The following is a 22,597-nucleotide window of genomic DNA, read 5'->3' on the forward strand; positions in this document are numbered from 1 at the left end:
TTCATTGCGCATTTTCTAAATTAGAACCAAAAGAAATGCTTTAGATCAGGAAGAATCAATGTCTAAATTTTTTCTGCGCTGGATCGATAGCTGGTCAGATTCAGAAAATGCGCAAGTGGGTGCTTCTAGCGAATATGTCATTGAAAAGAAAATTCAATGGTTAAGAATTATTCCTTTTATTTTACTGCATATCGCTTGTTTAGCTGCGTTTTGGGTGGGCGTATCTTGGTTCGCGGTTGTTTTCATGCTGGGGTTTTATTTTATTCGCATGTTTGCAATTACTGCTTTTTTCCACCGCTATCTTTCGCATAAAACTTTTCAGACATCACGTATTGTTCAATTCATTTTTGCACTGATCGGAACCATGAGTGCGCAGCGCGGACCATTATGGTGGGCAGCACATCACCGTTATCATCACCATTTTACCGACACCGATCAGGACCCGCATTCAGCAAAAGCAGGTTTTTGGTATTCGCATGTAGGCTGGTTTTTAAATGAGCAAAATTTTGCTACTCGAAAAAAAGTCATTAAAGACTGGTTGAAATATCCTGAGCTGATTTGGCTAGATCGATTTAGTTTGCCTATTGTGATTTTGACGGCCTTAGCAATTTATGGTTTAGGTTCGTGGCTTGCACAACATTTTCCTGAGTTGGGCACCAATGGCTTACAACTTTTAGTGTGGGGATTTGTGATTTCCACTGTTCTATTAACACATGCAACTTTGTGTATTAATTCACTCGCTCATCGTTATGGCTCACGTGAGTTTAATACCCCAGATGATAGCCGTAATAATTTTCTACTTTCTTTAATTACCTTGGGTGAAGGATGGCACAACAACCATCACTTTTACGCAGGCAGTGTGCGACAAGGCTTTTATTGGTGGCAGATTGATATCACGTTTTATTTGCTCAAACTGATGTCTTTATTTGGTTTGGTGTGGGGGCTAAAGCCCGTACCAGACAAGGTTTATCAATATAAAAAGATTAAAGACTTATCGATAGAAAAAATTGAAAACGGTGAAGTGTTATGAAAATTGCCATTATTGGTTCAGGTATATCTGGACTTTACGCAGCTTGGAGATTGTCAAAACAACATCAGGTCACTGTGTTTGAAAAAAATAACTATTTTGGCGGTCATACTGACACTCACGAGCTAGAGATAGAAGGCACTAAAGTCGCGGTAGATAGTGGTTTTATCGTTTTTAATAACTATAACTATCCGTTATTTACCAACATGCTTAAAAAATTAGGTGTAGAAACTCAAAGTAGCGATATGAGTTTTTCAGTAAATAATCTGGTCAGTGGACTTCAATATAATCCTTCAAAAAAATGGTCGCTCTTTGCCCGTCCGCAGAACTTTTTAAACCGAAAATTTCTGCAAATGCTCTCAGATTTGCTGCGCTTTTATGATGACAATAAAGATATGGATGTTACAGATATTGATCCTAATTTATCGATTGAAGAGTATTTGGACCTTCACAAATATAGTCATGAGTTTCGTTATGAGCATCTTTATCCGATGTGCGGTGCCTTATGGTCGGCACCCGTTGAGCAAGTAGGACAAATTCCATACCGATTTGTGGTGAGCTTTTTTCAACATCACCGCATGTTGCAGTTAAAAGACCGCCCACAATGGCAAACAGTTAAACACGGCTCAGCAAGTTACATTCGTGCTATTCAAAAGAGTTGCCCATCCATTGAGTGGAAATTTGCAGAAGTAAAAGCTGTGAGCCGTTCACCAGAAACAGTTTTAATCGAAACTGTTGAAGGGCAAGAGCAATATGACTGGGTGATTTTTGCGAGCCACGCTGACGATAGCCTAAGTTTAATTAAAGATGCGTCGGAGCTTGAACAAGAAATATTAAGCCAATTTGGTTATCAAGATAATCGAATGGTCGTCCATCGTGATCTTTCAATTATGCCTAAAAGCCGTTTGCAGTGGGCAAGCTGGCATGTACATGTAACACCAAAATCTCAAGTTCAAAACGATGAGTCCGACATACATTATGGTTTTACCTACTGGATGAATAATTTGCAGAATTTATCCTGCGCTACTCAAATTTTTTCTACTTTAAATCCGAATATGAAAATCAAAGCCGAAGACATCTTGGTTGAGCGGCAATACCGGCATCCCGTATTTGATGCAAAAGCGATTCAAGCTCAATCTCGTTGGTACGAAATTAATGGGCAAAATCGTACTTCGTTTTGTGGAGCGTATTGGGGTTGGGGGTTTCATGAAGATGGTGCCCGCAGTGCAGCACGTGTTGTAGAGCAACTCTTAGCGTTATAAAAATAGGTAAGGAGCTTTCAAATGTTATTAAATAAACTTGCTATCGCTCCTGCACTTATTCGTCACAGACGCTATAGCCCGAAACCGCATGAGTTTACATCGACCTTAAATTATTTATGGTTCGATCCAGACCAATTAGATGATATTACAAAAGATTGCTCACTTTGGTCGACCGATCATTGGAATGTACTAACACTATCTGAAAAAGATTTTTTAAATATGTATCGCGGTTCTATAAAGGATCGAGTCGAGAAAGCGATACTGCAAAATAACAACTCACATCTTCGACCAGACTGGCAAATCCGAGTCTTGGCTTTGCCTCGTTGTTTGGGCTTTCGGTTTAATTCGGTCGTATTTTATTTTGTTTTAAATAAAACCGGAAAACCCGTATTTATTGTCAGTGAAATTACCAATACCCCGTGGAATGAACGAAAAGTTTATATACACGACTGCTCAAAACAACAAAAAAATATGGGTGATTATCAGAGTTTTGATTTTCATTTTGAAAAATCATTTCATGTTTCGCCGTTCATGCCCATGCAGTTGAATTATCACTGGCGGTTTAGTTTTTCAGATCAGCAAAATGTCATTCATATGCAGCTCTTTGAAGAACAAAAACAACTCTTCGATGCCACTATGCGCTTTGAACTTGTGCCCATCACATTTCCTTCACAGCAATATCGATATGCTCTTATGAACAGCCTAGCGCCTTTTAAAATGTTGTTTTCAATATATTTAGAGGCATTTAAGTTGTGGCGAAAAAAAGTTCCATTTTATCGTTATCCTAAAAAGATCAAGGTAGATAAGACATGATAAAAACATTTCTTTATGGTGAAGATGACTCACTACCGTTACTGCTCAAGAGTCTTCTCAAACTACGTCATGGACAGATCACTTTTCAGGGCGCATGGAATGGGACGGTCGGTGAAGTTTCAGACTTACATGCTGTGATTGAAGTTCACAATCCTTTATTGATGGATCTGATTTTAAAAAATGGTGTTTTGGGAGCAGCAGAAGGCTACATTCGTGGTGACTGGAGCAGCGAGCACCTTGTCGAGTTGATTCAGATCTTGGCACGTAATCGAGCTGTATTGGACCAAATCAACCAGAATGTTATTGCTCAAGCGAGCCAGTTTTTTCTTAAAGCGTGGTATCAAAATCGAAAAAATTCTATAAGTGGTAGCCGTAAAAATATTGCCGAGCACTACGACTTAAGCAACGACTTTTTTAAATTATTTTTAGATCCATCTTTAATGTATTCGAGCGCCGTTTTTGAAAATGAAAACATGACTCTCGAAGAAGCATCTGATTTAAAAAAAGAGATCATTTGTAAAAAGTTAGATTTAAAACCACTAGATCATTTAGTTGAAATTGGAAGTGGGTGGGGTGGTTTTGCCATTTATGCAGCTCAACATTATGGCTGTAGAGTAACCACCATTACCATTTCACAAGCTCAATATGATGAAGCCGTTACTCGTGTAAATGAAGCTGGCTTGGCGCATCGAATTGATGTGCAACTTAAAGACTACCGTTTGCTCGAAGGCAAGTTCGATAAGCTGGTTTCAATTGAAATGGTTGAGGCAGTTGGTGCGCAATATTTATCGACATACTTTGATCAATGTAAAGCACTCTTAAAACCGAAAGGCTTGGCATTTATTCAAGCCATTACCATTGAAGATTTCCGATATAAAAAAGCATTAAATACAGTTGATTATATTAAGCGCTATATTTTCCCGGGTAGCTTTATTCCTAGCATAAGTGTATTAACTCAAACTGCTTCTGAAAGTGGTTTAAGGTTAAAGCATTTAAATGATATTGGTTTAAGTTATGCGCAAACACTTCATCACTGGCGAGCGCGTTTTTTAGCAGCGCGGGAACAAGTATTGGCTCTAGGTTTTGATGAAAACTTCATTCGCATGTGGGATTTTTATTTATGTTATTGCGAAGGTGGTTTTAAAGAAGGCGTGATAAGCAATGTTCACTTGTTGTTTGAAAGTACCAGCTACTAAATCAAACAGCTCAAGTAAGGAGACTGCTCATGTTTTGGAATTTACTGATTCTAGATTTAATGATCATGTTGCTGAGCTGGCTACTTGCCACTCTAAATGGCAGAGCTGGAATTGTAGATGCTGCATGGTGTTTCTGTCTGGCAGTAAACATTATTGTGTCTTCTTTACTCATTTCAGTTGCCCCAGTTGAAGTGCGTCTTTTTATCGGTATTTTTAGCGGCTTATGGTTTTTAAGATTATTTTGGCACCTGTTAAGACGTTATCAATCTGAACAAAAAGAAGATGGACGTTACGCGAGCATGCGTAAAGCGATGGGTAAGTTTCAGCATATTGGCTTTTTATTCTTTTTTATCTTTCAAACACTTTTAGTGCTTTTGTTCTTTTTGCCGATGTGGATACTCCTCAATGTAGAGGCAACTGAATGGAGTAGTGGATATAAAGTCGCTTTAGTAATTGCAGCTGTCATCATGGCAATTGCTTTCATTGGAGAACAACTCGCTGATCAGCAATTATACCGATTTAAATTAAATCCAGATCATCATGGCAAAACGATGGATCAGGGTTTATGGCGTTATTCACGTCACCCCAATTATTTTTTTGAATGGTTACACTGGTTTGCCTATCCAATTATTGGTTTAGCAGCAGGCCAATATGTATTGTGGATTTATCCGTTACTGATGTGGCTATTTTTATATTACGTCACGGGTATTCCATTTAGTGAAAAACAAGCAATTAAAAGTCGCGGTCAAAATTATCTTGATTATCAACAAAAAACATCAATGTTTATTCCGCGAAAACCCAAAAAATAGGTGCGCATATGGATTTTATTGTTCATCAGTCTTTGAAAATTGTTGAAAGTGGTGTGATTCCAGATCATGCAATTCGAGCTGCAATTCGTGCTTTAAGTAAAAAGCGCTTAATCCAAGAAGGCCGTTATGACCCTGAACAAGGGGCGCAGCGCTACATGGATGTGCTTAATATGCTGAAGAAGAGCGAAATCGCCGTTGAAACGGATAAGGCAAACGAGCAGCACTATGAATTGCCGACCGAGTTTTTTCAGTCGGTGCTTGGAAAAAGACTCAAATATAGTGCGTGCTATTTCCCGACTAAAACCACAACTTTAGATCAGGCAGAAGAGTTGGCTCTTCAGATTTATTGTGAAAGAGCACAACTTAAAAACGGTCAACAGATTTTAGAGTTAGGCTGTGGCTGGGGTTCTTTAACTTTGTGGATGGCAGAAAACTATCCGCGCTCACAGATTACGGCTGTTTCAAATTCTGCAACGCAGAAAAAGCATATTCTTCGGCAAGCAGAGTTAAGGGGGCTAACCAACGTTGAAGTGCTTACCTGTGATGTGAATGTACTTGAATTAGACCAAGACAAGTTTGATCGTGTTGTATCGGTCGAAATGTTTGAACACGTCCGTAATTACCAACGTCTTTTTGAAAAAATTCAGGGCTGGTTAAAGGCAGGCGGCTTACTTTGGTGTCATATTTTTTGCCATCGCTTTTTACATTATCCTTTTGAAGTGAAATCAGATTATGATTGGATGTCCAAGTATTTCTTTACTGGCGGGTTAATGCCTTCGACTTCGACTTTTTTGCATTTTCAAGAGCATTTAGAGTTGGCTCAACAGTGGCAGTGGTCGGGTGAGCACTATATGAGAACGGCAAATGCTTGGCTTGATAATATGGATAATCAAGAAGTCGAACTGAAGCCCCTGTTTAAAAAAATCTATGGAAAAGATGCCAATATTTGGTGGCAACGCTGGCGTATTTTCTTCATGGCTTGTGCTGAGTTATTTGGTTTTGAGCAAGGTCAAGAATGGGTCATTGGTCACTTTTTATTTAAAAAGCGATCATAGTAATTTCTATAGCCTATCCCGGCGATAAAGATATGATAAAAAATCGACATGATGGCAAAGCGAGTCATCCATTAGCCCAAATGTTCAATCGATATTACTGGTTGCAGATTGGTCTGATTGCATTATCGATCGTGGTCGGGTTGGCTTGTAGTGCTTGGGTGATTAAGGGCTCTTTACTTAAAACCGCTTTAGAACAGGAAATGGAGCATTACTGGTTACGTATAGAACGTAACCCAAATGCTGATTTACCAGATACTAAAAATTTATATGGATATCGGTGGAATACACAGGTCGCGCCTCAACCTTTTCGGGGCATGCATTTAGAGAGTGGCGTGCACCGAGTATTCGTTGATGGTAAAGAACGAATGACCGTCTATGGTGAGCGTAATGGTCAGCATGTTCTGTTGGTATTTGGCGAAAGCAATGTTAATAAGCTGATCTGGTTATTTGGTCTTGCTCCCCTCATGTTCAGCTTATCTGTTTTATATAGCTTTTTATGGTGGTCAAACCGAAGAGCACGACGCTATTTTTCCCCAATTACGCGCTTAGCGAACGCTTTAGAAAATATTGATTGGGCACATCAAGATACTCAGGCATCTCCTTTTAGAGATATTAATACCAATGGCAACATGGAAGCCGAATATCTCAAACAAGCTTTAGAAAAATATCATCAAGTTTTAAGTGATTTTATTCGACGTGAAAGAGAATTTACTGGAGATGTGAGCCATGAGTTACGCACTCCACTCACCATTTTGAAAGGTAATGTACAACTGTGTCAGGCGAAATACGGAGACGATAAATCTTTAGTTCGTCTTCATAACACAATTGAAGATATGCAGTTGCTCGTCGATACCTTACTGGCGATTGCCCGGAATACGGTAAAAAGCTTGCCGTCTGAGAAAAATTTATTATCCAAAACGGTAAAAGATCTTGTTGAAAGTTTAGAAGCGGTGAGTGTAGCTAAAGGGATACAGATTAATATTCAACCTGACGTTTCTGAGCAGCCACGTTGGTTATATCCTTCGATGACTCAAATGGTTTTAGGTAATATTTTACGTAATGCGCTGAACTATTCTCAAGGCTCACAAATCGATATCATTCAACAAAAAAACAGCCTGATTATTGCTGATAATGGAATTGGAATTTCTTTACCCAACGATGTCAAAGTGCAAGAGCTCAGCGATTCACAACTTTCCTTAAAGGCTAAAGGTCATGGCATTGGTTTGCAATTGGTACAAAAGCTTTGCAAGCAATTAGGATGGAGAGTGGAGCTGTTTGATCGACAATATTATTTAACCACTCATCCTGAACTCGATTTGGAGCCAACCACAGGCTTAATTGTTGTGGTCTATTTAAGTTAAGTCGCGGAATCTTCCAAAGCAATTTTTAAACCGACACCTGCCACTGTATGTAATAGCTTTGGGTCAAAAGGTTTATCAACCATTTTTCTTAAGTTATAAATGTGACTGCGTAACGCATCACTTTCAGGCTCTTCATCACCCCATAATTCCATCATCAGTTCTTGCTTGGTCACCACTTTTGGAGAATGGCGCATCAAAATTTTTAATAGTTTGAATTGAATAGGGGGTAACTCGATATTATTTCCAGCACGAACCACGGTTTGAGTTGCGCTATCAAGAATTAAGTCGTGAATTTGAATTTTATGGTGAGTGACTTCGCCAGCTGCTCTTTTTATTAATGCACGAATCCGCATCACTAGTTCATTAAAATCAAAAGGTTTTACCAAATAATCATCTGTGCCAGCAGTAAAACCTTTAAGTTTGTCATCTAAAGTATCTCTTGCTGTGAGCATAAGAACAGGAATATCAACGCCTTGTTCAGTGCGTAGCCAGTTGCATAGGTCATAACCCGAGCCATCGGGCAAATTTATATCTAGCAACAAAAGATGATAATGCTGAGATTTGAGAAAAGTCCGTGCAGCATCTAAATTACGTGCATGATCGACAACATAACCATGCACTTCAAGAAATTCGCAGACCGTTGCTGCAAGTTCAAAATGGTCCTCAACCATGAGGATAAAGTGATTACCCATGAGATTTTATTAAGCCATTAATTTAATAGTTGTTGTTTTAATTTAGCATTAAACGGTTCGTTACCAAACCAGATTTTAAAATATTGATTTGCATTCGGATTGTTTAAAGAGCCGAGTAGCTTCTGGTTTAATTTTAATTCTAGTTTTTGATTTTCATGTTGATAGTAGAGACTATAGAGATCTCCACTCTTAATTGGCCTATATAGTTCATTAATATGATTAAGCGGGGATTTCGAATCAAAGCCGCTAACATTTTTCTTCAAAAAGTGGGTTGCTGCGCGTTTAAATGCCCACTCGGGAATATCGCGGTTATAGCTAAAGTCCATTTTGATGCTTTGGCTTTGCCAATTTTTTAGGCAATCTTCAGCAAAGTAACTGACATTTCCCACTTTTTTACTCGTAACCATTAAAGGAGCTGAACTACATTTTTTTAGTTCAACCGCATTCGCTTGAGATACGATTAAGATTCCCAGAAATATCAAGATTCGACTTTTTTGAACGGCAATATCCATTTATATACTCCTCCAAATATTGGTAAAGAACGGTAAAGGCCATTTGCCGGATCCCAATAATCTTGCTGGAAAATAATTTTTTGTTGTTCATTAATCTTAATCTGACTAATTCCATAAGAAGCCATGGTTTTTGAACGACCTAGCATTTTAAAGTCATAGGTCATGTACCAATGAATGTAGGCTGTATCTTGGTGATGAGTTGCACTAATGAGTTTTACAGTGACATTACTCACTCGGGCATTCATGCCTTCAAAATGCTTAATGAGATCTTTCTTTTGAGAGAACTGCGAGAGTGTATCGTTGATATAGAGCTGATCAGCGTAAAGATTGCTGGCATTATTTACAAAAGAAGGGGTGCCGAGCGTATTAAATGCAGCGACAAAACGATTGCCGACATCTAGCGCCTGTTGGTCATCTAATTCTATACCAGTAATTTTTTGTTCAGCTTTGCCATAGTCACCTGAGTAACTAGGCACACTTTTACACGCCGTTAAACCTACCAAAGTAATCAACCCTAGGGCTGTAGTTATAATTTTCATGTCGATATCCAAGCCAACTTTATAAGATCAAATTAAAGAGCTGGTCGTGAATTTTGCGTGAATTCTTGTGTTTCATGATTTGGGTTTAATGGAGAGCGTTTTCTGTTTTGGAAATTTAATAAACTAGGTCTAATCAACTTAAAAATTTCTATCGACTTTACAGCGTTTAAGATTAATAAATAAGATAAGCAAGAAAAAATTTAAGAAAGCAATTTTATTCTAGCGGCACTTTACCCATAAGAGATATAGATAAGTTTTGCATAAATAGAAGGATTCAATAATGCAAACAATCGGCTTATTAGGCGGAATGAGTTGGGAGTCTACAGCGCTTTATTATCAGCAAATCAATAAAATGGTTCATCGTAAATTAGGAAAATTACACTCTGCTAAGGTCATTATTAATAGTGTCGATTTTGAAGAAATAGCAGCCTTGCAAGCGAAGGGTTTATGGCAAGAAGCTGGCGCATATTTAGCTGAGCAAGCGCTAAATTTAGAAAAAGCAGGGGCAGATTGTATTCTGGTGTGTACTAACACCATGCATAAAATTGCTGCGCAGATTGAAGATTCAATTTCGATTCCTTTCTTACACATTGCTGATGCAACGGCAAAAGAAATTTTGAGTCAAAACATTGCTAAAGTTGCACTGTTGGGGACAGCTTTTACAATGGAGCAAGCTTTTTATAAAGCTCGATTGCAGGATTATGGAATTGATGTGATTATTCCAAATGAAGCCGACCGAAAAATAGTCCATAGCATCATTTATGAAGAGCTGTGTTTAGGTGTGATCGACCCAGATTCTCAGCAAAAGTACATCGCTATTGTAGAAAGGCTTATAGCTGAAGGCGCACAAGGCATTATCTTAGGTTGTACTGAAATTTGTATGTTAATTGGTGAGCTTAAATTCTCGGTTCCTTTATTTGACACTACGACCATTCATGCAAAAGAGGCGGTAAGTTTTGCTTTAACTTAAGAAGATAAATTAGAAACAATAAATTGTTAGGAATTAATTTTAAAGATGGAGGATAACTTTGAAATTTAGATCAAAAATTGATTGGTGGCTTTTACTCATATTTATTGTTGTCACTGGCAATATCCTTATGAAAATTTATGAAGCAAATCATCATTATTCTTTAGCTTCAAATTTTCAGCACCTCTTCATTTATAGTTTAGTCATTTTGGTTATTTGGCTTCCGGTCTTTAACACGTATTACGTAGTAGAAAACAACACATTAATCATTAAGAGCTTGGTATTTCGATGGAAAGTTAATATTAATGATATTACTCGCATAGAACCTACTCATAATCCACTTTCCTCTCCGGCATTATCCCTAGATCGACTCAAAATTTATTATATGAAAGATGGAAGAATGGCTACAGTAATGATCTCGCCCAAAGATAAAGAGAGCTTTTTAAATACTTTAAACAATAGTTCTGGGACCAAGTTCTAATTGATAGTTAATGAAGAAAGTAAATTAAGTGCTTAATAAATACTCAGTTATGTATTAGATTTTTGAAAATACGGTCTGTAATGCTCAGCACAGTTAAATAAATCAACTATAAGTCTCTCTTCTAAAGCATTAACCTGTATTTATTGCGAATAAATAAAATGGAGATAAAAGATGCTTACACGTTTTTTAATGCCAATTTTAGGCACTACAGTTGTAGTTCTTGTTGCAGGATGTGCTTCATCCTCTCAATATCCAATTACTGATAGTTATGGCCCAGAACCAAAACTTCCTGAGCCTAAATCGAGCTTATTACCGACCGTTAATATAGCCCCAGCAGAGGGCTGGCCAAATGGCGCTATGCCAACTCCAGCAGAAGGTTTAAAGGTCAAAGCCTTCGCCAAAGGACTTGAGCACCCGCGTTGGCTTTATGTATTACCAAATGGCGATGTATTGGTTGCTGAAACAGATGCTCCGCCTAAACCGGAAGACAGCAAAGGTATTAAAGGTAAAATCATGACTTTTGTGATGAGGCGTGCAGGCTCATCTCATCCGAGCGCAAACCGTATTAGTTTACTTCGTGACACCAATGGAGACGGCGTCGCTGACCAGAAAACGGTATTCCTTAAAAACTTAAATTCTCCATTTGGTATGGCATTGGTAGGTAATAACTTATATATCGCCAATACAGATGCACTGGTGCGTTTTCCTTACCAAGAAGGGGAAACTCAAATTACAGCCAGTGGAACCAAAGTATTGGACTTACCGGGTGGTGCTTTAAACCACCACTGGACCAAAAATGTAATTGCTAATCGCGAAGGTACAAAGCTCTACATTACTGTCGGTTCTAACAGTAATGTTGCTGAAAATGGTTTAGATCAAGAAAAAGGTCGCGCACAAATTACAGAGTTTGATATTGCAAGTGGTCAATCTCGCCCATTTGCAGCAGGCCTACGTAATCCAAATGGTATGGCTTGGCAACCTCAAAGCGGTAAACTTTGGACGGTGGTTAATGAGCGCGATGAAATCGGTAGTGACCTAGTACCCGATTATATGACTTCGGTTCAAGACGGTGGTTTTTATGGGTGGCCTTATAGCTACTATGGTCAACATGTAGATGTGCGAGTAAAACCGCAAAATCCTGAAATGGTTGCTCGTGCAATTAAACCCGACTATGCGCTAGGTAACCATACGGCTTCTTTAGGCCTTGCATTTTATGCAGCCGAACTGATGCCACAATTTAGAGGTGGGGCATTTATCGGGCAACATGGTTCTTGGAACCGTAAGCCTCACAGTGGTTATAAAGTCATTTTTGTACCATTTAGAAGTGGTCAACCTTCTGGTCCACCGCAAGATATCTTGACAGGATTCCTCAGCGATAAAGGCAAAGCGTATGGTCGCCCTGTGGGTGTAGCAATTGATTTCTCAGGTGCTGTATTAGTTGCAGATGATGTAGGCAATACGATTTGGCGTGTTTCACCAGTTGCAGAGACAACTTATGAAGCTCCAATGAAACGTGCTATTGGAACCCCGCCAGGCACACCATAAAGTGTTTTAACAATCATTTATTAGCATGGGCGGCCTTTAAGCTTTATAGAGGCTCGCCTAAATGGCTATTATTTAATTTTTAAATAACTGAACAAAAAAAATACTAATTGGACTTTATAAGCCAACTTCTCAAAAATGAATATGTGAAAACGATAATGATGTTTAAGGAACAAACATATGAATACACATATTCGAATTGCTGTGGTTGGTGGTGGTATTGCTGGTCTGGCTTTAGCAAGTAATTTAAGTAAACACGCCCATTTAGATGTGCAAATGTTTGAATCTGCACCTCAGTTTTCTGAAATTGGGGCAGGGATTTCTTTTGGTGCCAATGCAGTCAAAGCAATTGAACTGTTAGGTTTAGCCAACGAATATCATGCAATTGCAGATAAAGTATCGCCACCATTTCAAGATGTTTGGTTTCAATGGCGCAATGGTTATACCGATGAATATTTATCTGCATCTATCGCGACAGGTGTAGGGCAGTCATCTGTTCATCGTGCTGATTTTCTAGATGCAATTATTCCTCACATGCCTACGCAAAATGTCCATTTTTCTAAACGCCTAGAGGCGATTGAAGAACAAGATGATCAGGTGATTCTGCATTTTAATGATGGTTGTCAGTATGAGTGTGATTATTTAATCGGGGCTGACGGTATCCGCTCTGTGGCTCGCCAATATGTTTTAGCTTCTCATCATTTACCACCAGTTCATCCACGTTTTTCAGGAACTTGGGCATATCGTGGCATTATTTCTCACGCTTCATTTAAAGAAGTTTTGCAGCAAATAAATGGCGATACAGATTTAGCAGATATTCCCCAAATGTTATTGGGTAAAGATAAACATATTTTAACGTTCCCTATTCGTAAGGGTGAGCAAATTAATATCGTTGCTTTCTGCTCAAACCGTGATGATACGATACTCCCAGCTGATACACCGTGGACCAAACCTGTAGATAAAGCTCAAATGCTTTCCGATTTTTCAGAGTGGAGTGAAAGCTGTCAAACATTACTCGGTTTAATTGAACAGCCTACTATTTGGGCCTTACATGAAATTGAAGAACTCTCGACTTATCAAAGCGTCTCGGGACGTGTGATTCTTATGGGTGACGCTGCACATGCTATGTTACCTCACCAAGGTGCAGGAGCAGGCCAAGGTCTTGAAGATGCATTAATCCTTGCAGCCTTATTGTCGACAAAGAACTTACAAGCAGATCAATTAACCGATGTGTCTTCAATATATGAAAAGCTCCGTTTAAAACGTGCTTGTCGCGTTCAGCAAACCTCTCGAGAATCTGGCGAAATTTATGAGTGCTATTCGACTCAGTACCCAACATTTGGCGAAATTGGTGAACATCTTGAGCATCGCTTTGACTGGTTATGGCAACACGATCTAGAACAGGATGTTGCAGAAGCACAGCAACAATTACATCAGCTAGGAATGGCAACTATTTAAATAATTTTTTGTTTTACACACAATTTGCTAAGGAAAGCAATTATGGAAAAACTAAATGCAAATCAATTGATTGATGATGCAAGATTAACGCCATTACATTGGCGGGTGATCTTGCTGAGTGCACTCATAATTATTTTTGATGGCTATGACTTAGTCATTTATGGCGTTGCATTACCCAAGCTTATGCAACACTGGCAGTTAGATAGTATGACTGCTGGATTGCTGGGCAGTGTCGCATTATTTGGCATGATGTTTGGTGCCATGATTTTCGGTAGCTTAGCCGATAAATTAGAGTCTTATGGCTTTAGCCGTAAGCGTTTAATTATGCTGTGTGTCTTCATTTTTAGTGGTTTTACGGTGTTATGTGGTTTTGCCAACAGTCCTAAAGAGTTTGCCATTTATCGATTTATTGCCGGCCTCGGTTTGGGCGGAGTAATGCCGAACGTTATTGCTTTAATGACCGAATTCGCCCCAAAGAAATTAAGATCAACTTTGGTATCGCTCATGTTTAGCGGCTATGCGATTGGTGGCATGAGCTCAGCGCTTTTAGGCATGTGGTTAGTTCCTAAATTTGGTTGGCAAATCATGTTCATTCTGGCGGGTATTCCACTTATTTCATTACCTATTATTTGGAAATTTTTACCCGAATCAATCGATTATCTAGTTCGCCAGAAAAAATGGAATGAGGTGCGTGACTTACTTCAACAATTAGCACCACAACAAAGCATAACTGATCATACGAGCATCGTATTACACCAAGAAAACCAACAAACTGCCGCTCGGCCTTTGGTTGCTCTATTTACCGAGAACCGTGCTTTAGTCACTGTATTTTTCTGGCTAAGTGTATTTATGGCTTTACTCATGGTGTATGCGCTCGGCAACTGGATACCAAAACTCATGGTCGAGGCAGGATATGATTTATCAACCAGTCTGGTCTTTTTACTGGCACTAAACTTGGGCGGGATGCTGGGCGCAATCGGTGGAGGATACTTTGCTGATCGTTTTCACTTAGGTAAGGTCATTTGTTCACTCTTCTTTGCAGGTGCAGTGTCGCTCTACTTGCTAAGCTATGCTTTACCCATGGTCATTTTATATTTCTGTGTTGCCATTGCAGGTGCAGCGTCTATCGGTGGGCAAATTTTATTGCTCGCTTATATGGCTCAGTTCTATCCTTCACCAATTCGCAGTACGGGCATTGGTATGGCTTTGGGGGTAGGTCGGATTGGGGCGATTTTAGGACCGATTTTATGCGGCTGGCTTTTAAGTTTGCATCTACCCATTGAATATAATTTTATCGCGCTAGCCATTCCTTGTGTGCTAGCAACCTTAAGTGTTATTGCCATAAGTATTTGCAATCGAACTAAACGTGTAATGCTAAATTCAAGTATATCTCCATAAGAATTAAGCATTTTTATTCCTGTAAAAGGAACTAAACTCTAAACAAAGAAGTTAAAGTCTTTGTTTAGAGTTTTTAAAGGATCAGAGCCATGGATTTAGGTTTGATTAAAGTTTTTGTCTGTATTTATGAATCTCGGCATATTAGTAAAGCTGCTGATAAATTAAATTTAAGTCAGCCTTCTGTGACTTATAATTTGAACCGTTTACGCCGTCAGTTAAATGACGAGTTGTTTACCCGAAGCCGAGGTGGGGTCGAACCGACCAAAGTTGCACATGAGCTTTATCCAATTTTTCATCAAGCAATTTTTAATATTGAATCAGCGATTGCTCAAGCACAGGAATTTCATCCTGAAAACTCAAATAAAATTTTCCGAATTGGACTCTCTGACGCAGGGGAAATTTGTCTCTTGCCTAGTCTTATGGCTTTTTTGCAGAAAACAGCACCCTATATTCAAATTGAGATTGAAGAGATTCAGTCGTCTAAGGTTGAGCAGTGGCTTATTGATGGCTTTTTAGATCTAGCCGTATTTAATAGTACGCAGACCATAATGCCCAAAATAGAAACGCGTACTTTATTTGAAGAAAGATATGTATGCATTGCTAGAGCTGACCATCCACGGCTACAACAGCAACTGACGTTAGAGCAATATTTACAAGAAGATCATGTTGCCATCAAGTCATCAACAGGGCATATCCAAGTTGAACAATATTTAAAAACAATGGATTTGAAGCGACGAATTCGTTTAGAAGTTCCACATTTTAGCGTTTTACAAGGTGTTTTGCAGAGTTCAGATATGTTAGTGACATTACCGTCGCGAGCAGCTCGGCATTATCTAGCACATGGTAATGTCCAAATGTTTGAATTACCTTTTGCTATGGATTCTTTTAAAGTGAGCTTGAACTGGTTTAATCGTAGTGATGATATTATTGCCAGAAAATGGCTGATTCAATCTGTCGGTCAAATATTTGAAGTTTTATAAAAACTATTTACAGCTATTTAAAATTTTATTTTCAGATTAAGAGGTTTGATCTAAGAAGTTAAAGTTCTTTCCAATTTATTATTAAATTTTGATAGCATTCGCGTTATACACAATAAGAACTGTATATGAATCATGACCGATCAATTAAGAGCAAAATTTGAGAATTTAGAACTTAACGCAGGTTTAGGGAAAATTAGCGCCTTTATTTCCATGTCACTCAGCTTACTTTGCTTATTTGGTGCATTATGTTTTTTATTTCCCAGTGTATTAACCACCCCAGAACTCCGTCCTATTTACGCAAAACACTATAATCTTTTTTATTATGGCCTCATCACAGGCATTATTGTTGGTGCAGGTTTTGGAGCGTTTAGTGCCATTATCCGTCAAAACCGATATGGATTTTACGGGTTATGTTTTTCACTTGTAGCAGCAGTTTTGGGCTGTGGTGTAATTGAAGCACCCGTTTTGCCAAGTGTACCGTTTTATGCAGGTATCGATTATTTTGTACTGACCTTATTCATTTTAGCGTTCATTTTTATTCCGCTTGAAGGCTTTTTTGCTAAAAATCCTGAACAAAAAATATTAAGAGTAGGGTGGGTGACCGATATGAAATATTTCATGGTCAGCCATATTGGAATCCAATTATTCAGTTTTTTAACTGTTATGCCAATTCAATATTGGATTACACATCTACCTGATAATCCAATTGTACCTTATGTACAAGCTCAGCCGATTTGGCTGCAATTCATTGAGTTGCTCATCGTGGTCGATTTTACGGTGTATTGGTTACATCGTGCCATGCATGAGGTTAATTTCTTATGGCGCTTTCACGCAATTCATCATTCAACTGAATATATGGATTGGTTAGCATCTTCTCGTTTACATGTCATTGAAGTACTCATGACTCGCTTTATTGCGACATTACCTATTTTCCTGTTGGGTTTTCATACTTCAGCTGTTTTTGCTTATTTAATCTTTATTTCGTTTCACGCTATTTTTATTCATTCCAATGTGCGTTTTCGTTTTCCATATTTGCGCTGGATTATCGCTACGCCAGAATTCCACCATTGGCATCACTCTTCAGAAAAACCTGCGATTGATAAAAATTACGCTGCTTTTATTCCTCTATATGATGTCATCTTCAAAAGTGTATATATGCCAAATCATCTGGCAAGCGTGTATGGCACGGTAGGTTATAAAATTCCAAATAGTTTTATAAAACAATTTACATGGCCATTTAAAAAGTATGTAAAGCGGTTTTTAAAACCTTGGCGTGACCAATGAAATAAAAAAATAGCCTCTATTGAGGCTATTTTTTTATATGCTTATTTACTTTTAAAGTTTTTAAAAATCAGAAGAAGGGCAACAAACGATAGGAGGATAATAAAACAAATATAACTATTTGCTGTATGCATGAGCCCAATTTTCCCAACAAAATAGCCAGCTAAAATTGCAGGAATACTGAATGCCAAGTAACTTTCAACAAAAAATGCAGCCATAAGCCCTGCACGTTCTTCTGGTAAAGCTAGAGGCATTACTGTGCGGATTGCGCCCATAAAAGCTGTACCAAAACCAACTCCAGTAATAATAGAACCGAGAAATAAAACTACTGCACTTGTAAGATTAATTGCTAAAAATAAAATGGTTGAACCAATAGCAATTGAAAGAGTACCTGTTAATAAAATAAGGTAATTTGTCGACTTTCTAAGCGTTAATATACCTGCCGCACCAGAAAGGGCGAGCGCCATAAACATAATACCGTTTAGCCATGCCGATGAAGTATAGAAAATTTTTGCCAGTAAAGAGGGCATAAGTGATAGGAAGAAACCACTGACCATCCAAAGAGCAATATTAATTGGGCTAATACTCAATAAAGCACTTTTTGTTTGTGGAGGAATAGCCATATTGGGCTTTAAAGAGGCAAGAGCACCCGATCTCTTTTGGGCTGTTTCAGGAGTAAAAAAACTTAAAATGAGTTCACAAATAAGAAGAAGACATAAAAATTCAAAAACAAGCTGTAACGGTTGGGCAGAGAATTGCAAAATAGAACAAGTTAGAAATATACCAACAGCCATGCCGACCATTGGTGCGATACTATTAATAAGCGAGCCCTGAAGCTTACTAAAATCTAAAATTGCTGCGCCTATAGCTGAGACAGCAAGTCCAGTTGCAATTCCTTGTAAGCCCCGTGCAATAAATAACATCGAAACATCTGAAGCAAATAAGAAAAAGCTCATCGAAATAATTTGCAGAAAAATGGCTGCAATAATGACAGGACGACGTCCAATATAGTCAGACAAAGAACCAATAATCAGTAATGAACCCAGCAGAGTAAAAGCATAAGTTGCAAAAATTAAAGTCAAAGTGACAGGTGAAAATTGCCAAAGCTGTTGGTATAGACGATAAAGTGGAGTCGGTGCACTAGACGCCGCCATAAAAGTCATGAGCGTGATTGTATTGAGTGTTAATGCACTTGCACTATCTAAGTGAAAAACCGATCCAGACCGTTTTGAACTTGAATTGTTCATATAAGATGAATAACATAAAAGCGAATATTTAGCTTTTATACATTATTTTCACACTAAAGCAAATCCTTAGCTTTAGTGTATTTTGTATATAGATATAAATATTTATAAATTTTTTGATCCCTTTACAGAGTTTATAAATGGCAAAAGTTGTTACTGGCTTACGTCCTGGCGGTCGTAGTGAAAGAATTCAAACTGCGGTGCACCAAGCGGTAAAAGAGCTTCAAAAAACCTTAGAGCAAAGCCAGATTACCATACCTATGATCGCTCATGAGGCAGGAGTAACACCTTCGACAATTTACCGCCGTTGGGGCGATATTAATCAGCTATTTTCAGATGTAGCCCTAAATGAACTTAAACCTGATATGGAACCAAAAGATTTAGGTTCATTTCAGCTGGATATCACTGCATGGATTGAACAATATTTTGAGGAGTATTCTTCTGAAGTTGGTCAAACATTATTACGTGATGTGCTATATACAGCCGACGCTTCAAATGCGAGAAAATGTGAAGCCTTAATTATTCAACAACTTGATATTATTCAAGCCAGAGCTAAATCGCGTAATGAACCCACTATAAATAATGAAGAAATTATCGAAGCTATTATTGCCCCTATGCTATTTCGCATCTTATTCACTGAACGTACCTTAAGCTTAGATTACGTCCACATTTTATTGGAACGGTTATTTAACGCTCCCTAATTTGAATTAATTTATCAAAGCCTATTAGTGTGATTTTTTTTAACAAGAAATAGACACTTTATCTTGTTAAAAAATCATATATCAACTTTTCTTATTATTTTTAAACTAAATTTTCATAATTTATAATTTACATGTTTTTTATAAAATCATTTATTTAATAAATGTTGTGTTTGTATGAGACAATTAAACTTCTATAGACATTTTTGTGCATGTTTTTACTTAAAATATTAAGATTAAATAATGCTTTATAGAGAATTTTGGTTGTTTTTTTATTTTTTAAAATTAGAAAATTAAAATGATTTTATATAATTTATTGCATGATTATTGAATTTGACATTTTTTAAATTTATAACACAGGCCGTTTTTTATTCTTTACAATGGCGTTTCCTTGATAAAGCAGCTTGTGGTGCACGCTTTATATTTTATTTTTTTATCCCCATCGAAAAGGTATTTAGATAATGGATTTCAATACCCTTGACCAAGAAACGGTACAGAAAAAACAGAAGTTTCACCAAATTTTGTATGTACAGGTCATCTTTGCAATTATTTTGGGCATTTTAATTGGTCATTTTTACCCAGAACTTGGCGAAAGTTTAAAACCGCTTGGTGATGCATTCATCAAGATCGTTAAAATGATTATTGCTCCCGTAATCTTTTTAACCGTTGTTACAGGCATTGCCAGTATGACAAACATGAGCCGAGTTGGCCGTGTAACTGGTAAAGCTATGCTTTATTTCCTTACCTTCTCAAGCTTGGCTCTTGTGGTTGGTATGATTGTGGCAAATATTATCCAACCGGGTAAAGGCCTTAACATCGATCCTGCTACCTTAGTCAACGACAAAGTAAATACTTATGTTGAGAAGGCACATGCAACAAATATTACCGACTTCTTCATGAATATTATCCCGCAAACCTTAGTCAGTCCTCTGGCAGGTGGCGAGATTTTGCAGGTTCTGTTTGTGGCGGTATTATTTGGTATTTCTTTGGCTGCATTGGGTGATCGTGCACGTCCAATTACCGACTTCTTAAATAACTTAACAGCTCCAGTTTTTTACCTTGTTGGTATGTTAATGAAGCTGGCTCCAATCGGTGCTTTTGGTGCAATGGCTTTTACCATCGGTGCGTATGGAATCGAGTCAATTGGTAATTTATTACTATTAATTATGACGTTCTATATTACAGCGGTATTGTTTGTCATAGTGATCCTAGGAGCAGTAGCCCGTTACAATGGTTTCTCAATTATTCATTTAATCCGTTATATCAAAGATGAACTTTGGTTAGTTTTAGGAACAAGTTCTTCTGAAGCAGCTTTACCATCTTTAATGGATAAAATGCAAAAAGCAGGTTGTGAAAAATCGGTAGTCGGTTTGGTGATTCCAACAGGTTACTCATTTAACCTTGATGGTACAAATATCTACATGACTATGGCTGCTCTGTTTATTGCCCAAGCGTGTAACGTAGACTTATCCATTAGTGAACAAATTGCATTGCTTCTTGTCGCAATGGTAAGTTCTAAAGGTGCAGCAGGGGTGACTGGTGCAGGCTTTATTACTCTGGCTGCCACTCTATCTGTTGTACCAGCTGTTCCTGTTGCAGGTATGGCGTTAATTCTTGGTATTGACCGTTTTATGTCTGAGTGCCGTGCATTAACAAATTTAGTTGGTAATGCTTGCGCAACAATTGTTGTAGCACGTTGGGATAAAGCTTTAGATAAAGATCTTTTAGATAAAGCCTTAAAGAACCCTAAAGCAGAATAACCTTATAAAAAAATCTGTAGCTAAGGGCAATTTGGGAGAGTAGCCCGGCTACAGATTTTTTTTAACATCTAAAAATATATTTTAATTAAATCATTCTAAAGTTCTGCTATTACTTATCTTTTAAAAAAAGACAATCTTAAATAAAAAATTGTGTCGTAAAAAATTATGCTTTTAAGTGATCCTCAAACTCTTCACCTAATTGCATCGCTAATGAGTTTCCTGCCAAATCACAGGTCACTAAACCATATTCTTTTTTAAAACTGAAAGTAAAACCTTTTCCATCAGCAAGATTTTTAACTGAATACCCTAACTTTTCTAACCAAATACGAAACGCAATCAAATTTTTAGCTTTAACAACCTTTTTCACGTGAGAACTCCTTCTATCCGTGGCATTACATCTTATTTATTAATAGGGTTTTAATTAGATTTTTTAAAGGGGGAAATCTTTGTTTTATTTTGCAACTTGTAAAAAAAGTAAGCTAGAGAAAGGAAAGTTTTCTTTTTTATAAAATTATGGAGAGGTTATGTAACTAAAAAATAAAAGTTTTTTATTTAAAAAATTGTTCTTCGGCATTTTTTTTAAAAAATATAAATTTGGCGAAATTTTAAAAAAGCTGAATAAATAAGAATAAAGTAAATGTAAAAAATAATTACGATCAACGTACGCTATGCAAAAAGATACAGTTCTTAAAATGAAACTGTATCTCTTAAAAGGAGAAGCTTTAACTTTAAAAATTATCTTTAAGTGCACGTAAATGAGCAAAATCTTCAGCACTTTCTGCGCGAAGAAAAGGATTGGTTGCTAATTCAAGTTCAATCGTACTCGGAAGAGTGATTGATCCTTGTTTACGTAGCTCACGAACTTCTTCAGCTCGTTCAGATAAGGCATGGTTATGCGGTTCTACCGTTAAGGCAAATTCGGCATTTGAAAGCGTGTATTCATGCGTACAATAAACTTTGGTTTGTGTTGGTAGCGCTGCTAGACGGCTCAGTGAGTGATACATTTGTTCAGCCGTACCTTCAAATAATCGACCACATCCCATTGCAAATAAAGTGTCGCCACAGAATACAGCTTCTAGCTCCTCAATAAAATACACAATGTGCCCTAAGGTGTGACCTGGAGTCGCGATAATCTCCACTTTTAAATCATTAAATTTTAAATGATCGTCATGTTGTAAGGGATGAGTAATTCCCGGAATCTTTGTGAGCTCATCACGTGGACCATAGACAGTAATATTTTGGGCAGCCGTTAAATCTGCAACACCACCGATATGGTCTTTATGCCAATGAGTGAGCCAGATTTGTTTTAAGGTGAGTTGATGATTTTGACAAAATTGAGTCACAAGATCAGCTTCTGTTGGATCAACTGCAACAGCCTCTTGGGTTTCAGTATCTTCTAAAATCCAGATATAGTTTTGGAGGGCATTCTGTACATCAATAAAATGAATTCTATAACGCATTGTTTTATCCTAAAACCAAATCCAAAGAGTAAGTAATCACTGTTTTTGATAATAACAGAAAA

Annotated in this window: 22 protein-coding genes; 16 read left to right on the forward strand and 6 right to left on the reverse strand. The window is 37.7% G+C overall.

Annotated elements, in window-relative coordinates; translation table 11 throughout:
- The first annotated feature begins 58 nt into the window (after positions 1-58).
- From AC52J8_RS06475 to AC52J8_RS06505, 7 genes are read left to right on the forward strand one after another with little or no spacing between them, the layout of a single operon-like run.
- Complete coding sequence (locus tag AC52J8_RS06475) at positions 59-1,030, forward strand: acyl-CoA desaturase (RefSeq protein WP_496538896.1); 972 nt, start codon at positions 59-61, stop codon at positions 1,028-1,030.
- On the forward strand, positions 1,027-2,289 hold the full coding sequence (locus AC52J8_RS06480; RefSeq protein ID WP_496538897.1) for an NAD(P)/FAD-dependent oxidoreductase: 1,263 nt from the start codon (positions 1,027-1,029) through the stop codon (positions 2,287-2,289). The genes AC52J8_RS06475 and AC52J8_RS06480 overlap by 4 nt, the downstream gene beginning before the upstream one ends.
- Before the next feature lie 21 nt (positions 2,290-2,310).
- On the forward strand, positions 2,311-3,102 hold the full coding sequence (locus AC52J8_RS06485) for a DUF1365 domain-containing protein (RefSeq protein WP_496538898.1): 792 nt from the start codon (positions 2,311-2,313) through the stop codon (positions 3,100-3,102).
- Positions 3,099-4,298, forward strand: coding sequence for an SAM-dependent methyltransferase (locus AC52J8_RS06490; protein ID WP_005123685.1), 1,200 nt, complete (start codon positions 3,099-3,101; stop codon positions 4,296-4,298). The genes AC52J8_RS06485 and AC52J8_RS06490 overlap by 4 nt, the downstream gene beginning before the upstream one ends.
- A gap of 29 nt (positions 4,299-4,327) precedes the next feature.
- Positions 4,328-5,107 (forward strand): DUF1295 domain-containing protein, encoded by a 780-nt coding sequence (locus tag AC52J8_RS06495; RefSeq protein ID WP_496538899.1) that lies wholly within the window; start codon positions 4,328-4,330, stop codon positions 5,105-5,107.
- Between the two features lie 8 nt (positions 5,108-5,115).
- Entirely contained in the window at positions 5,116-6,162 is a 1,047-nt protein-coding gene (locus tag AC52J8_RS06500; RefSeq protein WP_496538900.1) for an SAM-dependent methyltransferase, read from the forward strand.
- Between the two features lie 32 nt (positions 6,163-6,194).
- Positions 6,195-7,523 carry a sensor histidine kinase gene (locus tag AC52J8_RS06505; RefSeq protein WP_208753321.1) on the forward strand — a complete coding sequence of 443 codons (1,329 nt, stop codon included), beginning with the start codon at positions 6,195-6,197 and terminating at the stop codon, positions 7,521-7,523.
- Here AC52J8_RS06505 and AC52J8_RS06510 read toward each other — a convergent pair.
- Genes AC52J8_RS06510 through AC52J8_RS06520 form a run of 3 tightly spaced genes read right to left on the reverse strand, consistent with a single transcriptional unit; the run spans position 7,520 to position 9,266 of the window.
- Positions 7,520-8,215, reverse strand: coding sequence for a response regulator transcription factor (locus tag AC52J8_RS06510; protein WP_086611365.1), 696 nt, complete (start codon positions 8,213-8,215; stop codon positions 7,520-7,522). The two genes, AC52J8_RS06505 and AC52J8_RS06510, sit on opposite strands and share 4 nt — an antisense overlap.
- Before the next feature lie 17 nt (positions 8,216-8,232).
- On the reverse strand, positions 8,233-8,727 hold the full coding sequence (locus tag AC52J8_RS06515; protein ID WP_086611364.1) for a chalcone isomerase family protein: 495 nt from the start codon (positions 8,725-8,727) through the stop codon (positions 8,233-8,235).
- Positions 8,694-9,266: a nuclear transport factor 2 family protein gene (locus AC52J8_RS06520; protein WP_032010677.1), complete on the reverse strand. Its 573-nt coding sequence runs from the start codon at positions 9,264-9,266 to the stop codon at positions 8,694-8,696. The genes AC52J8_RS06515 and AC52J8_RS06520 overlap by 34 nt, the downstream gene beginning before the upstream one ends.
- A gap of 280 nt (positions 9,267-9,546) precedes the next feature.
- Here AC52J8_RS06520 and AC52J8_RS06525 point away from each other — a divergent pair, with 280 nt between their 5' ends.
- The 7 genes from AC52J8_RS06525 (at position 9,547) to AC52J8_RS06555 (ending at position 17,376) form a co-directional block, all read left to right on the forward strand.
- Complete coding sequence (locus AC52J8_RS06525; RefSeq protein ID WP_086399150.1) at positions 9,547-10,236, forward strand: aspartate/glutamate racemase family protein; 690 nt, start codon at positions 9,547-9,549, stop codon at positions 10,234-10,236.
- 58 nt (positions 10,237-10,294) lie between these two features.
- On the forward strand, positions 10,295-10,714 hold the full coding sequence (locus tag AC52J8_RS06530) for a PH domain-containing protein (protein WP_086399149.1): 420 nt from the start codon (positions 10,295-10,297) through the stop codon (positions 10,712-10,714).
- A 171-nt stretch (positions 10,715-10,885) separates the two neighbouring features.
- A complete protein-coding gene (locus tag AC52J8_RS06535; protein ID WP_086399148.1) occupies positions 10,886-12,259 on the forward strand; it encodes a PQQ-dependent sugar dehydrogenase in 1,374 nt (457 codons plus the stop codon).
- A 177-nt stretch (positions 12,260-12,436) separates the two neighbouring features.
- Complete coding sequence (salA, locus tag AC52J8_RS06540) at positions 12,437-13,714, forward strand: salicylate 1-monooxygenase (RefSeq protein WP_086399147.1); 1,278 nt, start codon at positions 12,437-12,439, stop codon at positions 13,712-13,714.
- Positions 13,715-13,756: 42 nt separating this feature from the next.
- Positions 13,757-15,112, forward strand: a complete 1,356-nt coding sequence (locus AC52J8_RS06545; RefSeq protein ID WP_086399146.1) for an MFS transporter — start codon at positions 13,757-13,759, stop codon at positions 15,110-15,112.
- Between the two features lie 89 nt (positions 15,113-15,201).
- Positions 15,202-16,092, forward strand: a complete 891-nt coding sequence (locus AC52J8_RS06550) for a LysR family transcriptional regulator (protein ID WP_086399145.1) — start codon at positions 15,202-15,204, stop codon at positions 16,090-16,092.
- A gap of 132 nt (positions 16,093-16,224) precedes the next feature.
- Positions 16,225-17,376 (forward strand): sterol desaturase family protein, encoded by a 1,152-nt coding sequence (locus AC52J8_RS06555; RefSeq protein WP_086399144.1) that lies wholly within the window; start codon positions 16,225-16,227, stop codon positions 17,374-17,376.
- A 41-nt stretch (positions 17,377-17,417) separates the two neighbouring features.
- Here the strand turns inward: AC52J8_RS06555 and AC52J8_RS06560 are convergent, their stop codons facing one another.
- Positions 17,418-18,620 (reverse strand): MFS transporter, encoded by a 1,203-nt coding sequence (locus tag AC52J8_RS06560; RefSeq protein ID WP_197738981.1) that lies wholly within the window; start codon positions 18,618-18,620, stop codon positions 17,418-17,420.
- Positions 18,621-18,757: 137 nt separating this feature from the next.
- Between AC52J8_RS06560 and AC52J8_RS06565 the strand changes: the two genes are divergently transcribed.
- Complete coding sequence (locus AC52J8_RS06565) at positions 18,758-19,318, forward strand: TetR/AcrR family transcriptional regulator (protein ID WP_068611658.1); 561 nt, start codon at positions 18,758-18,760, stop codon at positions 19,316-19,318.
- Between the two features lie 458 nt (positions 19,319-19,776).
- Positions 19,777-21,075: a dicarboxylate/amino acid:cation symporter gene (locus tag AC52J8_RS06570; RefSeq protein ID WP_002119617.1), complete on the forward strand. Its 1,299-nt coding sequence runs from the start codon at positions 19,777-19,779 to the stop codon at positions 21,073-21,075.
- Positions 21,076-21,238: 163 nt separating this feature from the next.
- Here AC52J8_RS06570 and AC52J8_RS06575 read toward each other — a convergent pair whose 3' ends face one another.
- Both AC52J8_RS06575 and gloB read right to left on the reverse strand, forming a co-directional pair.
- A complete protein-coding gene (locus AC52J8_RS06575) occupies positions 21,239-21,442 on the reverse strand; it encodes a hypothetical protein (protein ID WP_002119766.1) in 204 nt (67 codons plus the stop codon).
- Positions 21,443-21,803: 361 nt separating this feature from the next.
- Positions 21,804-22,535, reverse strand: a complete 732-nt coding sequence (gene gloB / locus AC52J8_RS06580; protein WP_086399143.1) for a hydroxyacylglutathione hydrolase — start codon at positions 22,533-22,535, stop codon at positions 21,804-21,806.
- Positions 22,536-22,597: the final 62 nt, after the last annotated feature.

It is taken from the genome of Acinetobacter sp. S-1 (genome assembly GCF_059579785.1).

Excerpts from the sequence above, each read along its gene's own strand:
- AC52J8_RS06485 (WP_496538898.1), top strand. The coding sequence starts at position 2,311 with ATGTTATTAAATAAACTTGCTATCGCTCCTGCACTTATTCGTCACAGA.
- AC52J8_RS06535 (WP_086399148.1), top strand. The coding sequence starts at position 10,886 with ATGCTTACACGTTTTTTAATGCCAATTTTAGGCACTACAGTTGTAGTT.
- gloB (WP_086399143.1), bottom strand. The coding sequence starts at position 22,535 with ATGCGTTATAGAATTCATTTTATTGATGTACAGAATGCCCTCCAAAAC.
- AC52J8_RS06490 (WP_005123685.1), top strand. The coding sequence starts at position 3,099 with ATGATAAAAACATTTCTTTATGGTGAAGATGACTCACTACCGTTACTG.
- salA (WP_086399147.1), top strand. The coding sequence starts at position 12,437 with ATGAATACACATATTCGAATTGCTGTGGTTGGTGGTGGTATTGCTGGT.
- AC52J8_RS06515 (WP_086611364.1), bottom strand. The coding sequence starts at position 8,727 with ATGGATATTGCCGTTCAAAAAAGTCGAATCTTGATATTTCTGGGAATC.
- AC52J8_RS06520 (WP_032010677.1), bottom strand. The coding sequence starts at position 9,266 with ATGAAAATTATAACTACAGCCCTAGGGTTGATTACTTTGGTAGGTTTA.
- AC52J8_RS06545 (WP_086399146.1), top strand. The coding sequence starts at position 13,757 with ATGGAAAAACTAAATGCAAATCAATTGATTGATGATGCAAGATTAACG.
- AC52J8_RS06480 (WP_496538897.1), top strand. The coding sequence starts at position 1,027 with ATGAAAATTGCCATTATTGGTTCAGGTATATCTGGACTTTACGCAGCT.
- AC52J8_RS06495 (WP_496538899.1), top strand. The coding sequence starts at position 4,328 with ATGTTTTGGAATTTACTGATTCTAGATTTAATGATCATGTTGCTGAGC.
- AC52J8_RS06510 (WP_086611365.1), bottom strand. The coding sequence starts at position 8,215 with ATGGGTAATCACTTTATCCTCATGGTTGAGGACCATTTTGAACTTGCA.
- AC52J8_RS06525 (WP_086399150.1), top strand. The coding sequence starts at position 9,547 with ATGCAAACAATCGGCTTATTAGGCGGAATGAGTTGGGAGTCTACAGCG.
- AC52J8_RS06500 (WP_496538900.1), top strand. The coding sequence starts at position 5,116 with ATGGATTTTATTGTTCATCAGTCTTTGAAAATTGTTGAAAGTGGTGTG.
- AC52J8_RS06570 (WP_002119617.1), top strand. The coding sequence starts at position 19,777 with ATGGATTTCAATACCCTTGACCAAGAAACGGTACAGAAAAAACAGAAG.
- AC52J8_RS06475 (WP_496538896.1), top strand. The coding sequence starts at position 59 with ATGTCTAAATTTTTTCTGCGCTGGATCGATAGCTGGTCAGATTCAGAA.
- AC52J8_RS06560 (WP_197738981.1), bottom strand. The coding sequence starts at position 18,620 with ATGAACAATTCAAGTTCAAAACGGTCTGGATCGGTTTTTCACTTAGAT.
- AC52J8_RS06565 (WP_068611658.1), top strand. The coding sequence starts at position 18,758 with ATGGCAAAAGTTGTTACTGGCTTACGTCCTGGCGGTCGTAGTGAAAGA.
- AC52J8_RS06505 (WP_208753321.1), top strand. The coding sequence starts at position 6,195 with ATGATAAAAAATCGACATGATGGCAAAGCGAGTCATCCATTAGCCCAA.
- AC52J8_RS06550 (WP_086399145.1), top strand. The coding sequence starts at position 15,202 with ATGGATTTAGGTTTGATTAAAGTTTTTGTCTGTATTTATGAATCTCGG.
- AC52J8_RS06555 (WP_086399144.1), top strand. The coding sequence starts at position 16,225 with ATGACCGATCAATTAAGAGCAAAATTTGAGAATTTAGAACTTAACGCA.